We start from the raw sequence: 16,765 nt of genomic DNA, 5'->3' as shown, positions 1-16,765 counted from the left end.
GTGAGGTTAAAAATAAAAAGTTAATGGTGACTGTGGGCTTGCCCAATGTAAACCAAGGTCAACATCATGAAAATAAATGCTTGCAACAAAATAACTAAGATGTGGAAAATTGCCCAAGCAGAGCCTGCAATCACATTGCCGACGAAGCCAAGCATGTACAAATCTAAGTTAAAGGTCCACATACTTCCCAATAGGGCGATGAGCAAAAATAGCAGCTCGCCTGCGTACATATTGCCGAAAAGTCGCATGCCAAGGGAAACGCCCTTAGCAATATATTCGATGATGTTCAAAATTAAGTTGAAAGGCGCCAAATACCACTTTGCGCCAAAGGGTGCTGAAACCAGCTCATGCAAAAAGCCTCCAAGGCCTTTTACTTTGAAACTATAGAAGAACACCAACAACAAAACTGAAAATGACAGGCCAAAGGTAGCATTCAAATCAGTAGTGGGGACTATCTTGTGATGAGGAATATGAACTCCGAAACCACCAATGAATTGATTAACCCCGAAGATCCAATCTACAGGCACTAAGTCCAAAGTATTGAGCAGAATAATCCAGCAAAAAACAAACAGGGCCAGCGGGGCAATAAAGCTTCTATCGCCATGAACAATGCTTTTTGTCTGGTTATCAACCATTTCGACCAACATTTCAATCAAACATTGAAAGCGGCCAGGAACACCAGGAGATGCCCTACGAGCGGCAAGAACCAACAGAAAAACCGTGATCAACCCCATTAAAGAGGTCCAAAAGATGGTGTCTAAGTTAATGATGCTGAAATCAATAACTGAGGCTTGCGCCCCGCCGATGTTATTGAGATTTTGTAAGTGCTCAGCAATATAAGCAGTCGGTGTAAGCGGTTCGCTGGCCACATGATGAGCCGCCCCTGCTGCTGCGTTGACTTCGCTAGACATTTCTAAACTTGTCCTTATCTATTTTTACCGCCTGTTACTTCCAAAACCACACTAGCAAATAACACTTGAGCGTAGCCAAATAAGTGACAAGCAATGGAATCCATTTCAAATCAGGTTGCTTTAAGGCAAAGCCAATAAACAGGAGAATGGTTACTAGAATTTTTATAAATTCGCCAGAAACCACTGCTGCCAAATATCCGCCAGGGCCTGATTTTACATTTTTTTTTGCCACCTCTAAGCGCATCAAAAATAATGCCGAGGGAAAAAACCCAATCAAACCACCTACCAAAGCCGAGCTAGTATAAACGCTTTTGTCAGCCTGGTTAGAAAAAACAAAGCAGGCAGAAGCAATTATTAGAGTTAGCACTACCTGACTTAAGACGATCCACCATGAATTCATTAACCTAAAGTTGAGCGGCTTTGCCTTACGCAATGCATCCATTTCCTCTTTACTCAGAGCTTTAATGGAGTCATCGTCGATTTCATCCCATTGATGCCTAGGAATGGGCCGTTCTTTATTCACAAAATTCATTTCTCGAGGCGGAGTAAAAGGGCTTTAATCTGCCCTAATACCCAGTTTTTTTAATAAGGAATCTAACTCGTCAAATTGGCTAAAGCGGATTCTAAGCTCGCCACCCTTGCCTTTAAACTTGAATTCAGCATTTAAACCTATTAAATCGGCGATTTCTTGTGTTAAACGACGCATATCTGGGTCGTGCGTTGGCGCACCCCCCTCAGTCTTTGTTTTAGCTTTTTTGTCACCGATTTGGCCGCCGGCCAGCGCCAAGGCGGTAGACATTCTTTCGGCCTCACGAACAGAAAGGCCTTGAGCCGCAATTCTTTGCGCCAAAGCTACCTGACTTGCTCCTGGCAAAGGCAAAAGTGCACGAGCATGGCCCATATCAATGTCGCCCGCCAAAAGCATGGCTTGCACTGGTTTTGCCAGTTGGTTTAAGCGCAACAAGTTGGTTACAGCACTGCGTGATTTTCCCACCGCTTTTGCAGCTTGCTCATGCGTAAAACCAAACTCTTCAATCAGCCTTGCAAGTCCTTGGGACTCTTCTAGCGGATTCAAATCTTCGCGCTGCATATTCTCAACTAAGGCCATTGCTGCAGCAGCCTGATCATTAGCGCCAGAAACTAAAACTGGCACCTCTTTTAAGCCCGCTAAAGTTGCGGCACGAAAGCGACGCTCTCCCGCAATAATTTCGTATTTGCCAGGAGCAACCAAACGCACCAACAATGGCTGCATCACTCCTTGCTCACGAATACTTTCAGCTAACTCTTGTAATGCCACCGCTTCCATTTTTTGACGCGGCTGATATTTACCCGCCTGCAATGCAGTCAACGGCAAACGATTAATTTCTGCTGTAGTTTCTTTCTGAGCCTTATCACCAAGCAGCGCTTCTAAGCCGCGACCCAAGCCTTTTTTCTTTATTGCAACCATAATATTTTTTATTGTTCCTAGGTTTTACATTTGCTTAATGCGCTCAATCATCTCGGCACCAAAATCTAAATATGCTTTAGCGCCACGAGATGACCTATCAAACGCCACCCCAGGAAGCCCGTAGGACGGGGCTTCTGCCAGGCGAACGTTACGGGGAATGATGCTCTTAAATACCTTGTCGCCAAAGTGCTCAAGCAATTGATCGGAAACTTGTTGCTGCAATGTCATGCGCGCATCAAACATCACGCGCAACAAACCAATGATCACCAAATCAGGATTTAAGTTGGCATGAACCTGCTTGATGGTGTTCACTAAGTCTGACAATCCTTCCAGTGCAAAATATTCACACTGCATTGGCACGATCACACCATTCGCAGCACACAATCCATTGAGCGTTAATAAAGATAGCGCGGGAGGACAGTCAATTAAAATAAAGTCATAATCATTTGCAACAAGAGCGAGTGCATCTTTCAATCTTTGTTCGCGAGAATCTAAATCCACCAACTCAATTTCTGCGCCAGCTAAATCACGATTGGCTGGTAATACATCATAGCCAGAGCTCTCGCAAGGTACTGCAGATTCTTTTACTGTTGATAGGCCAATTAAGACTTGATACACGGTGCTATTCAAGTCTGCTTTTTCAACTCCAGACCCCATCGTTGCATTACCTTGTGGATCTAAATCCACCAACAAAACGCGCTGCTGATGCCCAGCCAAACCTGCGGCCAAATTAACTGCGGTAGTGGTCTTTCCAACCCCACCTTTTTGATTAGCAATACAAAATATTTTGGCCATAATTTTTCTTAAAAAGGTCGTGCTTTAAAGGGGTGATTTTCTCACGGGGGATAAAACCAACAATCGTCTTTCCACCGCTAAGTTTGGGATCTGCAAAGGCTCATCGGCAACTAATCGCCAATCATCCATGCAAACGTCTTGCAACTCTTCATCTGCCCGCTTGGCCTTCATTGCAAACACCAAGCCATTTGGCTTGAGAAGTGGGAGGGCAAGCTCCAAAAAATGAGCAAGATTGGTAAATGCCCTAGAAATCACTGCATCAAACTGTCCCGGCTGTGATTTCGCCACCATCTCAACGCGCTCACTCAAGACTTCAATATTCTTTAAACCCAACTTGCCGCGTACATGCTGCAAGAATGCTGTCTTTTTACGGATCGCCTCAATCAGGGTTACATGCCAACCTGACTGCAAAATCGCAATGGGTATGGCTGGCAACCCACCACCAGAGCCAAGATCTGCAATTTTGGGGTTTTCTTGGTCTAGAAATTGGCGCATGATCGGTAAAACTGTAATAGAATCAATGAGATGCAGACGAACAGAGTTTTTTTCACCCTCAATTGCAGTCAAATTGTGGACCTGATTCCAGCGACCCATTTCCTGCAAAAAGAGCTCCAAATCATCAATTTTGGCAGGACTGAGATTCAAGCCTAAATCCTCAATCCCCAAAGAAACTAAATCGTTACTCATGGGTTTCTTCTTGCGTCCTGCCTAAGCCCTTTTTCAGATGAACTAATAGCAAAGAAAGAGCTGCAGGTGTCACCCCAGAAATTCTTCCAGCCTGGCCAAGGGTTCCCGGCTTATGCAAATTGAGTTTTTGTTGTACCTCTTTCGATAAACCCAGAACCTGGGTGTAATCCAAAGAATCCGACAAAGGAAAGCTCTCGTTATGCTCTTGACGAGCAATTTCAACCGCCTGCCTATCTATATAGCCTTGATATTTAATGGAAATCTCAACCTGGTCTCTAATTTGTTGGGCCAAACCCAGGTCGTCGTCCAGCGTTCCTGGCGACCAAAGACCTTCTGCTAAACCAGTAACTGCCTCATAAGTAATGCCAGGGCGCCTTAAAAGGTCCGCCAAACTACACTCGTGCGATAAATCTTGTCCCAAAAGCGCTGAAACGGCCTTGGCTGACACATGCTTTGGCCCAATCCAAATATCTTGCAAGCGAGTTGTTTCACGTGAAACAGCCTCTTGTTTTCTGCAAAACGTATTCCAACGGTAGTCGTCTACCAGACCAAGCTCTCGCCCAATGGTGGTTAAGCGCAAATCAGCATTGTCTTCACGCAAGCTTAAGCGGTACTCGGCGCGGCTAGTAAACATACGGTATGGCTCTTGAACACCCAAAGTAATCAGGTCATCCACCAAAACGCCAATATAGGACTCACTTCGTTTGGGCAGCCAAGGCTCCTTGCCCTGTGCCGCCAAGCCAGCATTAATTCCAGCAAGCATGCCTTGAGCGGCAGCCTCCTCATAGCCCGTTGTGCCATTAATCTGGCCTGCAAAGTAGAGGCCAGCTATTGCCTTGGTCTCCAAACTATGGCGTAGATGACGTGGGTCAAAGAAATCGTATTCAATTGCATAACCAGGGCGCACGATGACGGCAGACTCCAGACCACGAATGCTGCGCACCAAATTCCATTGAACATCAAATGGCAGGCTAGTAGAAATGCCGTTCGGATAAAACTCGTTCGTTGTTAGGCCCTCAGGCTCTAAGAAGATCTGGTGACTATTTCTGGAGGCAAAGCGGTGAATCTTGTCTTCAATAGAAGGGCAATAGCGCGGACCAACCCCCTCAATAACGCCGGTATACATTGGTGAACGATCCAGGCCACCGCGAATAATGTCGTGTGTTTGCTCATTCGTGTGAGAAATCCAGCAAGGGACTTGCTTTGGGTGCTGCTCTGGTCGACCCAGATAGGAGAAAACAGGTACAGGGTCTAAATCCCCCGGTTGCTCCAACATCACCGAGAAATCAATGGTTCGCCCATCAATCCGTGGTGGGGTGCCAGTCTTTAATCTTCCCTGAGGAAGCTTCAGCTCTTTTAATCTAGCCGACAATGAAACTGCTGCTGGGTCACCAGCACGGCCACCTGCATGATTATTTAAGCCAACGTGAATCTTGCCATCCAGAAAGGTACCCGCGGTAAGCACCACTTTCTTGGCCATAAACTTCAGGCCCATTTGTGTAACTACACCCTGAACCTCATCACCCACAACCAGTAGATCATCTACGGCGGCCTGGAAAAGAGTCAGATTCTCTTGGTTTTCGAGGCGGCGGCGGATCGCCGCCTTATATAAAATACGATCGCCCTGAGCACGAGTTGCACGAACAGCAGGGCCCTTGCTTGAATTGAGGATCCTAAACTGAATGCCAGCCTCATCGGTAGCGGCTGCCATAGCGCCGCCCATCGCATCAATTTCTTTAACTAGGTGACCCTTGCCGATACCACCAATTGAGGGGTTACAGCTCATAGCACCCAAACTCTCAATACTGTGTGTAATCAGGAGGGTGTCGCATCCCATACGTGCAGCTGCGAGGGCAGCCTCGGTCCCGGCATGACCACCACCAACCACAATGACATCGAAGTTCTTTGTATAACGCATGATTTGCCTCAGATAGGGCGATGATCATAGCATTTTGTGGGTTTCACGTGAAACAAATCTTCAAACAAATAATAATATCTATTGTGATTATTTTATAAGTCATTGATTTAATTATATTTTTTTATAAAATCACATTGAATAAATGGGGTTGGAGTAAGTGAACGACAAAGACCTGGCGATATTTAACGGGCTAGTTGTGGGGCTGCGAACCTTAAATGAGTACGGCGCCGAAGCGCCGCACTAAAAGCTAATAAGAAAAAAACCAATTCAGCTTTTCTTCTTAAGGAGATGGGTGATTTCGCCAACAACTCCACGACGGAAAGCTAAGACGCAAATTACAAAAATGAATCCCGTTGCAATGGTGCTCCAGGAGCCAATATTGGCCAAATAATTTTGTAAGCCAACAACAATACCGGCGCCGACCACTGGACCAAGAATGGTTCCCATACCGCCGAGCAAGGTCATCAAAACCACTTCGCCAGACATATGCCAATGCACATCGGTCAAGGTTGCCAACTGGAATACCAGTGTTTTCAAAGAACCAGCAAGGCCGGCAAGCGCAGCAGAAATTACAAAAGAAATTAACTTAAAACGATCAACGTCATAACCCAAAGACACTGCGCGCGGCTCATTTTCACGAATAGCTTTTAAGACCTGACCAAACGGTGAGTGCACAGTACGAACGATCAACGCAAACCCCAGCAAGAAAACAGCTAGAACAAAGTAATACATGCTGACGTCATCTTTTAAGTCAATCAAACCAAACAACATGCCCCGTGGTACACCCTGAATACCATCCTCACCACCAGTAAAGGGAAGCTGCACTGCGAGGAAGTAGACCATTTGAGAAAGAGCAAGCGTAACCATTGCAAAATAAATACCTTGCCTGCGAATTGCTAAAGAGCCAATTAAAAAGCCTAAGAAAGCTGAACCAAGAACACCCAAAGCAATTCCAAACTCAGGGGACAGACCAGCCTCTTTGCAAAGATACGCGGTAATGTAAGCAGAGGTTCCAAAAAATGCTGCATGCCCAAAAGAAAGAAGGCCCGTAAAACCCAGCAACAAATTGAAGGCGCAAGCAAAGAGTGCGAAACATAAAACCTTCATTGCAAACACAAGATAAATGAAATCTTGGAAGGGTAGTAACAGGGCAATTAAAACTAGAATGCCGTACAGTAATTTTGTTTTTGAGTTCACCTTATTTCTCCCGGCCGAAAAGTCCAGCAGGACGAATAAGCAAAACAATTGCCATGATTACGAAAATAACTACGCCAGATGCTTCTGGATAAAAAACTTTAGTTAGGCCTTCAATTAAGCCTAACGCTAGGCCGGTCAAAATGGATCCCATAATAGAACCCATGCCACCAATCACAACAACCGCAAAAACCACAATGATGAGATTCGAGCCCATCAATGGATTCACTTGAAAAATTGGTGCAGCCAAAACACCAGCAAAGCCGGCAAGACCGACGCCATAAGCATAGGCCAAAGAAATCATTAAAGGCACATTGATGCCAAATGCTTGGAGTAGTTTTGGGTTTTCAGTTCCAGCACGAAGATAGGAGCCCAACTTCGTTCTCTCAATAACATACCAAGTAGAGAAGCAAACCACTAAAGAGGCAACTACAACCCACAAACGATATTTAGGCAAGATGATGCCGATCGACTCTAATGGGATAGCACCCTGCAATATCTCTGGCGCTGGATAGCTCTCACCAGAAATTCCATACCAATGACGGAACATTCCCTCAATAATGAGCGCCAAACCAAAAGTTAATAAAAGGCCATATAAGTGATCTAGGTGGTAAAGGCGCTTAAGCATGGTGCGCTCAAGAATCAAACCAAAGCCCGCCATAACCAAGGGCACCAAAATTAATGCAAACCAATAATTAATAGAAAACTCAGGAAAGCCAAACCATTGACCTACTTGAGTTAAACCAATCCATGCAACAAATGCACCCATCGTGTATTGAGCACCATGGGAAAAATTGATGATGTTAAGTAGGCCAAAAATAATGGCCAAACCCAAACTCAAAATGGCGTAAAAGGAGCCATTGATAAGCCCCACTAAGAGCTGAGCAACCAGCCCTTGTGGGGTAATTCCAAGAAGTTCAAACATGCTTAATTAGAAATGGATTACTTGTTAGTAACCAACTTGCATCGTGACAATGAAAGTGGTTGTGTTGCCTCAGCAGCTGGAATCACTGCTTTGACGTTGTAATAATCCCATGGGCTCTTAGATTCAGATGGCTTCTTCACTTCGAGCAAATACATGTCGTGTTCAAACTTACCATCGGCACGGATTTTTCCTTTGAATAATCCATCGTCAATGTTGGTTGATCTCAAGGCCTTCATTACTGCCTGAGTATCATCTGTGCCAGCCTTTTGAACTGCAGCTAAGTAAGCAAGAACTGATGAATAGACGCCAGCTTGAACGCTGGTTGGCATACGCTTATGCTGCAAGATAAAGCGTTTGGCAAACGCGCGGGTCTTCTCATCTCTATCCCAGTAGAAGCCTTCTGTTAGGTACATACCTTGAGCTGCATTCAAGCCCAAAGAGTGAACATCAGAAATAAACATGAGCAAAGGAACAACGGTTTGTTTTTTATTGATACCAAACTCGGCGGCTTGTTTAACGGAGTTGATGGTGTCTTGACCAGCATTTGCTAATGCAACAACATCTGCGCCACTGGCCTGAGCCTTCAGCAAGTATGAAGAGAAGTCGCTATTAGGGAATGGGTGCTTACTTGTACCAAGCACTTTGCCGCCGTTGGCATTAACAACGTTGGTTGAGTCTTTCTCTAGGGCTGCTCCGAAAGCATAGTCAGCAGTCAAGAAATACCAATTCTTTTTACCCTGCTTAACAACTGCTTTAGCGGTACCGTTTGAAAGCGCATAGGTGTCATAAGTCCAATGCACGTTATTAGCAGTACATTTTTCATTGGTAATTGGTAATGATGCTGCGCCAGACACCAAAGTAATCTTGTTCTTTTGTTCCGCGACTTCCATGACAGCAAGTGCAACGTTGGTCGAAACCAACTCAACAATCACATCAACACCGTCTTTGTCATACCACTCGCGCGCTTTGTTGGCGGCAATATCTGCTTTGTTCTGATGGTCGGCACTAACAAGCTCAATCTTCTTGCCAATAACAGTGCCATCTTTTGAGAAGTCGGCAATTGCCATTTTTGCGGCAATCACCGCGCCAGGACCAGCCAAATCAGAATAGGTAGAAGAAAGGTCAGTTAAAACACCAATCTTGATTACATCACCACTTACTTTAGATGTTTGCGCGAATGCTGGGTTAGAACCAAAAAAGGTTGCCGCCACCAGACACGCAGTAATTTGCTTTAACTTCATTTAGGTCTCCTATAAATAACTGCTAAACACCAAGATACTCATTTAACAAGCTTGCCTTCTCAGCCAGCTCACTTTGATTGACAACCTCGACCACATTGCCATGTTCAACCACATAATGACGATCTGCTAGAGGTGCAGCAAATCGGAAGTTTTGCTCCACCAACACAATAGTGAAGCCTTTGTTACGTAAGCTTGTTACCACCTCACCCAACTTTTGAACAATCACCGGCGCCAAACCTTCGGTAATTTCATCCAGCAACAGTAATTTGGCACCCGTCCTCAAAATGCGTGCCATTGCAAGCATCTGCTGCTCGCCACCCGAGAGTCTTGTGCCTGGACTATTGCGTCGCTCATACAGGTTGGGAAACATTTCATAAATCTCATCCAAACCCATGCCGCCAGGGGCGATCTCAGGCAACAACAACAAATTCTCTTCGGCGCTTAAGCTAGCAAAGATGCCGCGCTCCTCAGGACAAAAACCAACACCAAGCCGAGCAATCCTATAGGTTGGCATGGCAATCGTTTGGTTGCCATAAACCTCTACCGAACCCGTTCTCTTGCTTGTTAAACCTAAAATAGTTTTTAAAATCGTGCTTCGCCCAGCCCCATTGCGACCCAACAGCGTAACCACCTCACCATCACGAACTGAAAAGTTCACGCCATGAAGGATGTGAGACTCGCCATACCAAGATTCGAGGTTTTTAACCTCCAATGCCATGGTGCTCATAAGTTGTCACCCCCATGGCTGCCCATATAAGCCTCAACCACCAAGGGGTTGTTTGAAACCTCATGATATGAACCCTCAGCCAATACCGAGCCCCGTTGCAACACTGTAATTCTGTCAGCAATGGAGGAAACCACCTTCATGTTGTGCTCAACCATCAAGATGGTGCGACCTTTAGACACCCGATCAATTAATTCTGTAACGCGCTCGACATCTTCATGGCCCATACCCTGTGTTGGTTCATCCAACAGCATTAATTCGGGCTCCATGGCCATGGTGGTGGCAATTTCTAGTGCTCTCTTGCGCCCATAGGCCAAATTTAGGGTTTCTTCGTGGGCAAAGTCTGCCAAACCAACCTCACACAACAACTCCTCAGCGCGCTCATTGAGCACATTTAGTGTCTCACCAGACTTCCAAAAATGAAATTCCGTACCCAATCCTCGCTGCAGTGCAACACGAACGTTTTCTAGAACAGTTAGATGTGGGAAAACAGCGGAGATTTGAAATGATCGAACCACACCCCGCCTTGCAATTTGGGCCGGCTTCTCTTTTGTGATGTCAAAACCATTAAATAGAATTTGACCGGCGCTGGGCTCTAAAAATTTAGTGAGTAAATTAAAACAAGTGGTTTTGCCTGCCCCATTGGGTCCAATGAGAGCGTGAATAGTTCCACGAGTGACATCTAGATTGACGTCACTCACCGCAGAAAACCCTTTAAAAGTTTTCCCAAGACTAATTGTTTTTAATATTGTTTCTTGCAAGCTTAAATCCTCATGCACATCTTTGGGCAAGACTTTGAGAATACCCCAAGAGAGTATTTACTAATATAGAGATAACCCTAAAAACACAAAGGTTGAGTTTTTTAGTTTGTTTGTTTGGTTTTAAAAAACTTTTGGATTGCTGATTTTGCTATTTCATCCAAGACATCCATGGGAACCCTCTGCGACCCTTGAACAATCATAAGTGCGTAAGGTTTTGCAAGCGCAGCGGCCTCTGGGCACAAATGCAACTCTTCTCCAACCGCGGACGATTGACTACGCCAATAATTAATGGCTGCCTCTAAATCTTGAATACTGAGAAACAACATTTTTTGAAATTATTTGGTGTCGAGAGACAACATCGTGCCACGGCATTTTTTTGCACCACAGCGACACTCATAGTCCTTCTTCAACCGCTTGGTAACGCGGCTACCAATATCAAGCGAGTAATCATAAAAAAGCTCTTCGCCCAACTTAAGGTCGCGTTTCGCATAAATAAATACACGAGGCTCACCGTCAAAAATATCTTCTCGAGTTTCACAACTGGGTTTACAGGAGTGGTTAATCCAGCGTGCTGCATTGCCGCCATATTTAGCATCAATGCAACGACCATCCTCCAGTGAAAAATAAAAAGTATGGTTTGGGTCTTTAGGGTCATGTGGATGGCGCTTCTCGGCCAACTTCCAACTAATGCGCTCCCCTTTGTACTCAATAATCGCATCACCTTTTTTTATTGGCTTAGCAACAAACACCCCTTTGCCATGAATCGGGGAGGACTTCACAACAATGCGTGAGCGATCAATTTTTGGAACCACCAATTTCTTTTTAGCCATTTAAATCAGACGTCCAGGTTACGAGCAATCAAGGCGTTTTTTTCAATAAAGGCACGACGTGGCTCAACCTCATCCCCCATTAGGGTTGTGAAGACCTGGTCAGCAGCAATCGCATCTTCGATTTTGACTTGGAGTAATGTTCTTGAACCTGCATCCATGGTGGTTTCCCACAACTGGGATGGATTCATCTCACCAAGACCTTTGTAGCGCTGACGACTGAGCACGCGCTCAGCCTCAGAGAGCAGCCAGGAGAAAGCGGCCCTGAAATCTTGAATCGCTTGTTCTTTTTGGTTTTTGTCTGGGTCGCCACGGCGAACCTTTGAACCCGGCAACACCTTGCCAGATAAAACCGCAGCTGCATTTGACAGGCTTTGGTAATCATCACCATGAACAAAATCAGAATTGATTGCCGATAACTTCAAGTTGCCATGAATGCGGCGGGAGAGAAGTAATTTATAGCGATCGGTACGCTCTTCCTTTTGCACAATAATCTCTGGGGGCAGTGCCAAAGGATTCAAAGAATCAGCAAGTGCGCCACGCAAGCGCTCAGCCGATTCATGTGCAGACTTCTCGGTATCTAGGTTGAGTTGAGTACCAGAAGCAATGGCACGCAAAGCATCTTCGTCAATGGTGCGAGATAAGCGATCAACAACAGATTGAATGACTTGATAGTGTTTAGCTAACTCGCCCAATGCTGCACCCTCAATAATTTCTCCCGTGGGGGTTTGAAGTGAGGCCGACTCTAATGCAATCTTTAGCAGCAGTTGATTCAACTCCGCATCATCTTTAATGTATTGCTCATTCTTGCCAAACTTCACCTTATACAAGGGTGGTTGCGCAATATAGATGTGGCCACGCTCAATCAACTCGGGCATTTGTCTATAGAAGAAGGTAAGTAGGAGTGTGCGGATGTGGCTACCATCAACGTCCGCGTCGGTCATGATGATGATGCGGTGATAGCGCAACTTGTCGGCCTTGTACTCCTCAACACCAATACCAGTTCCAAGAACGGTAATTAAAGTAACCACCTCTTGGCTAGCCAACATCTTATCGAATCGGGCTTTTTCAACGTTGAGGATTTTTCCTTTGAGAGGAAGAATCGCCTGAAAGCGTCGGTCACGACCCTGCTTTGCAGAGCCACCCGCGGAGTCTCCCTCGACAATAAATAGTTCAGATTTGGTTGGATCCTTCTCTTGGCAGTCTGCCAACTTCCCAGGAAGACCCAAACCGTCAAGGACACCCTTACGACGAGTCATGTCGCGAGCTTTACGTGCCGCCTCACGAGCTCGTGCAGCATCTACAATTTTTCCGCAAAGAATTTTTGCATCAGCTGGGCGCTCTTGCAAATAAGCACTCAAAGCCTCAGCAACAATTTCTTCTACCGGGCCACGAACCTCACTAGAGACCAACTTATCTTTTGTTTGGCTCGAAAACTTAGGCTCAGGAACTTTGACGGATAAAACGCAAGCAAGTCCCTCACGCATATCATCGCCAGAAATTTCAACCTTAGCTTTTTTAGCAACTTCGTGTTCATCAATATATTTATTAATGACGCGGGTCATGGCTGCGCGCAGACCTGTTAGATGAGTACCACCATCACGTTGTGGAATATTGTTAGTGAAACACAACACTTGCTCACTAAAACTATCATTCCATTGCATGGATACTTCGGCGGTAATGTTGCCGCCCAAATCAGATGGACGAATTCCTTCTGCATAAAAAATATTTGGGTGTAAAACATTTTTTGTTTGGTTAATGTATTCAACAAAACCTTTAACACCACCTGAGAAAGCAAAATCTTCTTCTTGACCAGAGCGCTGATCAATTAATTTAATATGAACTCCATTATTTAAAAATGAGAGTTCGCGAATGCGCTTAACAAGAATTTCATAATGGAATTCAATACTTCCAAAGATTTCTTCGTCAGCCAAGAAATGTACTTCAGTACCAGATAAGCTTGTGTCACCAATAACAGTAATTGGTGAAACCGCAACACCATTTTCTTCTTGAATATTGCGGTTCTGAATCACGCCGCGCGCAAACTCCATGTAGTGCGCTTTGCCATCGCGACGAATAGTAAGTTTTAACCACTTAGAGAGTGCGTTTACGCAACTAACACCCACACCATGTAAACCACCAGAAACTTTATAGCTGTTTTGATCAAACTTACCACCAGCATGCAGCTCAGTCATCACAATCTCAGCCGCACTTCTTTTTGGCTCATGCTTATCGTCGTATTTAATGCCTGTAGGAACGCCACGCCCGTTATCAACTATAGAAATAGAATTATCGGTTTGTATAACGACGGTAATTTCAGAGCAATATCCTGCTAGAGCCTCATCAATAGAGTTGTCTAAAACCTCAAAAACTAGGTGGTGCAGGCCTGTTCCATCGGAGGTATCCCCGATATACATACCTGGACGTTTACGAACAGCCTCGAGACCTTCTAAGATTTGAATCGATGATGCACCATACTGCTCTACTACTTTTTTTTCTTCAGTCATTTTTTTCTAAATTAAATACGCATTGGCATCACAACATACTTGAAGTCTTCTGAACCAGGTAGTGTAATCACAGCGCTGCTGTTGGCATCACCCAAACTAATTTGAATTTTTTCATTCTTTAGGTTTGATAAAACATCTAATAAGTAACTTACATTGAACCCAATCTCAACAACGTCACCACTGTATTCAGTTTCAATCTCTTCTTGAGCTTCTTCTTGCTCAGCATTAGTGGATTGAACAGTAATTCGATTTGGTGACAAAGAAAAGCGTACGCCCTTGAATTTATCTGTTGTCAGAATTGCTGCGCGTTGTAAAGCTGATTGCAAAACATCACGTCCAACCACTAAGGAGTTTTTATGCCCCTTAGGAATCACGCGCTGAAAGTCAGGAAATTTCCCCTCGACCAACTTAGAAATCAACTCGATATCACCAAACGTAAACTTCACCTGATTTGATGTAAGACTCATCTCCAATGGTTCATCTGAGTCCTCAAGTAGGTGTTGGCACTCCAGAATGGTTTTACGAGGAATAATGATTTCCTGTCTCTGACCAGACCCCACTGGAGCATCAGTTAATTCAACTTGAGAATAAGCCAAGCGATGACCATCGGTTGCAACCGCAATTACTTGCTTACCCTCAACAACCAACAACATACCATTAAGGTAATAACGAATATCTTGTTGTGCCATTGCAAAATGAACTTGACTAACTAATTGACGAAAACTTTTTTGAGTCATCTTCCAGCTAGCGGTTACCTCACCAACGCTTTGCATAACAGGAAACTCGGTTGCTGAAAGAGTTTGCAAAGAGAAGCGGCTTTTACCGCTCTGAACAACCATCTTGTTGTCTTTGAGATTTAAAGCAACAGGCCCTTCTGGTAGAGCGCGCAAAATATCCAATAGCTTTCTTGCGGCCACAGTTGTAGTGACGTCTTCAACACCAACACCAAAACTAGCGTTAGTTGTAATTTGAATTTCTATATCCGTTGAAACAAAAGATACTTTGTCACCTTGTTTTTTAAATAACAGGTTTGCCAAGATTGGCAAAGTATGTCGGCGTTCAACAATGCCACTAACAACTTGAAGTGGTTTTAATAAACTATCACGCGATGTGTTTACGAGTTGCATTGCTTTTAAATCCTTGTATATATCTTATTAGTAGTAGTAATAAGGCTTCTTTTTTCAGTGGATAACTCAAAAACCTTATTTAAAACAACCCCTTAAAACCTAAAAAACCTGTGGAAAACTTTTGTATAAACACTGAGTAAATATTGGATAACTTTTCATTCACACCCTATTTTTGCATGAAGCGAGAGCTTTCCACAATTTATCAACACCTTGTCCCCAAAGTTATCCATTGAACTGTCCACAGGCTTATCCACAAGTAAAAAACTTAGGACTTGAGGGTTTGCTCAATAACGTGGATTTCGTGATTGAGTTGCCCATCATGTGATCTTTCCGAGCTAATCTTCCGGACTGCGTGTAGAACGGTTGTGTGGTCTCTCCCACCAAATAACTCACCAATCTCTGGCAGACTCTTTTGGGTCAATTCTTTGGCTATAAACATCGCAATTTGCCGGGGTCGGGCAATATTTGCTGGACGCTTTTTCGAGTACATATCGGCCACCTTAATGCTGTAAAAGTCTGCAACCGCTTTTTGGATGTTTTCAACAGAAATTTGTCGATTTTGAATGGAGAGTAAATCTTTTAGAGCCACCCGGGCCACATCAATCGTCACCTCTTTGCCATGGAAGCGAACAAATGCCAAGATTTTCCTTAGCGCCCCTTCAAGCTCACGCACATTGGATCTAAGGTGCTTTGCTACGAAAAAAGCCACATCCTCACTCATGGGGATGCCCTCACTTTGAGCTTTTTTCATCAGAATAGCGACTCGCATCTCTAGTTCTGGCGGCTCAATTGCAACCGTAAGTCCCGAGTCAAAACGAGAAATTAGTCGATCATCTATTCCCACCATTTCTTTTGGGTAAGTGTCGCTGGTAATGATGACTTGAGCCTTATTGCTCAAGAGCGCCTCAAAAGCGTAGAAAAATTCCTCTTGCGTCCTAGACTTGCCACTAAAAAATTGAATATCGTCAATTAAAAGCAGGTCAAGGGAGTGGTAATAGCGCTTGAAGCGATCAAAAGCTTTTTGTTGATAAGCCCTAACAACATCAGAAACGTACTGCTCGGCGTGAATGTATCGAATTCGAGCATTCGGCTTCTCTTTTAGTAGGTGATTCCCAATAGCATGAATTAGATGTGTTTTGCCCAAACCAACCCCGCCATATAAAAACATTGGGTTATAGGAAGTGCCAGGGTTGTGGGCAACCTGAATAGATGCCGCCCTTGCAAGTTGGTTAGCCTTACCCGTGACAAAGGTCTCAAAAGTGAGGTTTGGGTTTAATTTAGAGTGATCTTCAATTTCAAAAGCTTGCTCTTCTGTAGAGCTGCTGTCTGCGTCTAGCAAAACCTCTTGTTGCTCAAATTTATCCTGAGGAGGCGAGCTAATCTCAGGTGATTGCGTGCCCGAACCTTCTACATTGAGTACGAAGCTTAAGTTGATTGGGTGGCCAAAATACTGGTCTGCCATCTCCTGGAAGCGATCAGAAAAAGTTTTCTTGATCCAATCAAGTTTGAATCTATTTGGAGCTCCCAGAATGAGTGATTGCTCACTTTCATCATAGGAAACCAAGCTTAACGGCTGAATCCAGGTCTTAAATTGTTGGGGGGACAGTTCGCGAGCTAGCGCACCAAGTGCACCATCCCAAAACCCCAGCGGGCTTAGTGAATTCAATGTCGGGGGGTTCTGTAAGTTACTCATATTTTTGG

At 44.5% G+C, this 16,765-nt stretch carries 16 protein-coding genes; all 16 read right to left on the bottom strand.

What is annotated here, in order from left to right:
- Positions 1 to 20: 20 nt before the first annotated feature.
- The gene (atpB, locus tag FD975_RS00080) at positions 21 to 911 is read right to left on the bottom strand and encodes a F0F1 ATP synthase subunit A (RefSeq protein WP_215302327.1); all 891 of its coding nucleotides are present in this window, start codon (positions 909 to 911) and stop codon (positions 21 to 23) included.
- A gap of 34 nt (positions 912 to 945) precedes the next feature.
- Positions 946 to 1,434, bottom strand: coding sequence for an ATP synthase subunit I (locus FD975_RS00075; RefSeq protein ID WP_215302326.1), 489 nt, complete (start codon positions 1,432 to 1,434; stop codon positions 946 to 948).
- A gap of 33 nt (positions 1,435 to 1,467) precedes the next feature.
- Positions 1,468 to 2,361: a ParB/RepB/Spo0J family partition protein gene (locus FD975_RS00070; protein ID WP_371743411.1), complete on the bottom strand. Its 894-nt coding sequence runs from the start codon at positions 2,359 to 2,361 to the stop codon at positions 1,468 to 1,470.
- A 21-nt stretch (positions 2,362 to 2,382) separates the two neighbouring features.
- Positions 2,383 to 3,153 (bottom strand): ParA family protein, encoded by a 771-nt coding sequence (locus FD975_RS00065; RefSeq protein ID WP_215302324.1) that lies wholly within the window; start codon positions 3,151 to 3,153, stop codon positions 2,383 to 2,385.
- A gap of 24 nt (positions 3,154 to 3,177) precedes the next feature.
- The gene (gene rsmG, locus FD975_RS00060) at positions 3,178 to 3,840 is read right to left on the bottom strand and encodes a 16S rRNA (guanine(527)-N(7))-methyltransferase RsmG (RefSeq protein WP_215302323.1); all 663 of its coding nucleotides are present in this window, start codon (positions 3,838 to 3,840) and stop codon (positions 3,178 to 3,180) included.
- Entirely contained in the window at positions 3,833 to 5,758 is a 1,926-nt protein-coding gene (mnmG, locus tag FD975_RS00055) for a tRNA uridine-5-carboxymethylaminomethyl(34) synthesis enzyme MnmG (protein ID WP_215302322.1), read from the bottom strand. Before mnmG ends, rsmG begins: the two co-directional genes overlap by 8 nt.
- A gap of 267 nt (positions 5,759 to 6,025) precedes the next feature.
- Complete coding sequence (locus FD975_RS00050; RefSeq protein WP_215302321.1) at positions 6,026 to 6,955, bottom strand: branched-chain amino acid ABC transporter permease; 930 nt, start codon at positions 6,953 to 6,955, stop codon at positions 6,026 to 6,028.
- A gap of 1 nt (position 6,956) precedes the next feature.
- Positions 6,957 to 7,877 (bottom strand): branched-chain amino acid ABC transporter permease, encoded by a 921-nt coding sequence (locus FD975_RS00045; RefSeq protein WP_215302320.1) that lies wholly within the window; start codon positions 7,875 to 7,877, stop codon positions 6,957 to 6,959.
- Positions 7,878 to 7,894: 17 nt separating this feature from the next.
- Positions 7,895 to 9,118, bottom strand: a complete 1,224-nt coding sequence (locus FD975_RS00040; protein ID WP_215302319.1) for an ABC transporter substrate-binding protein — start codon at positions 9,116 to 9,118, stop codon at positions 7,895 to 7,897.
- Between the two features lie 22 nt (positions 9,119 to 9,140).
- A complete protein-coding gene (locus FD975_RS00035) occupies positions 9,141 to 9,845 on the bottom strand; it encodes an ABC transporter ATP-binding protein (protein WP_215302318.1) in 705 nt (234 codons plus the stop codon).
- Positions 9,842 to 10,603, bottom strand: a complete 762-nt coding sequence (locus FD975_RS00030; RefSeq protein ID WP_215302317.1) for an ABC transporter ATP-binding protein — start codon at positions 10,601 to 10,603, stop codon at positions 9,842 to 9,844. Before FD975_RS00030 ends, FD975_RS00035 begins: the two co-directional genes overlap by 4 nt.
- 101 nt (positions 10,604 to 10,704) lie before the next feature.
- The gene (locus tag FD975_RS00025; RefSeq protein WP_215302316.1) at positions 10,705 to 10,929 is read right to left on the bottom strand and encodes a DUF3717 domain-containing protein; all 225 of its coding nucleotides are present in this window, start codon (positions 10,927 to 10,929) and stop codon (positions 10,705 to 10,707) included.
- Positions 10,930 to 10,938: 9 nt separating this feature from the next.
- A complete protein-coding gene (locus FD975_RS00020; RefSeq protein ID WP_215302315.1) occupies positions 10,939 to 11,433 on the bottom strand; it encodes an SET domain-containing protein in 495 nt (164 codons plus the stop codon).
- Between the two features lie 5 nt (positions 11,434 to 11,438).
- Positions 11,439 to 13,937, bottom strand: coding sequence for a DNA topoisomerase (ATP-hydrolyzing) subunit B (gene gyrB / locus FD975_RS00015; RefSeq protein ID WP_215302314.1), 2,499 nt, complete (start codon positions 13,935 to 13,937; stop codon positions 11,439 to 11,441).
- Positions 13,938 to 13,948: 11 nt separating this feature from the next.
- Entirely contained in the window at positions 13,949 to 15,064 is a 1,116-nt protein-coding gene (gene dnaN / locus FD975_RS00010) for a DNA polymerase III subunit beta (protein ID WP_215302313.1), read from the bottom strand.
- 265 nt (positions 15,065 to 15,329) lie between these two features.
- On the bottom strand, positions 15,330 to 16,757 hold the full coding sequence (gene dnaA, locus FD975_RS00005) for a chromosomal replication initiator protein DnaA (RefSeq protein WP_215302312.1): 1,428 nt from the start codon (positions 16,755 to 16,757) through the stop codon (positions 15,330 to 15,332).
- Positions 16,758 to 16,765 lie beyond the last annotated feature (8 nt).

The organism is Polynucleobacter sp. AP-Jannik-300A-C4 (assembly GCF_018688335.1).
Classification (GTDB): domain Bacteria; phylum Pseudomonadota; class Gammaproteobacteria; order Burkholderiales; family Burkholderiaceae; genus Polynucleobacter.
Note: the sequence above shows the minus strand (reverse complement) of the source record. Positions and strands in the feature narration are given on the sequence as shown.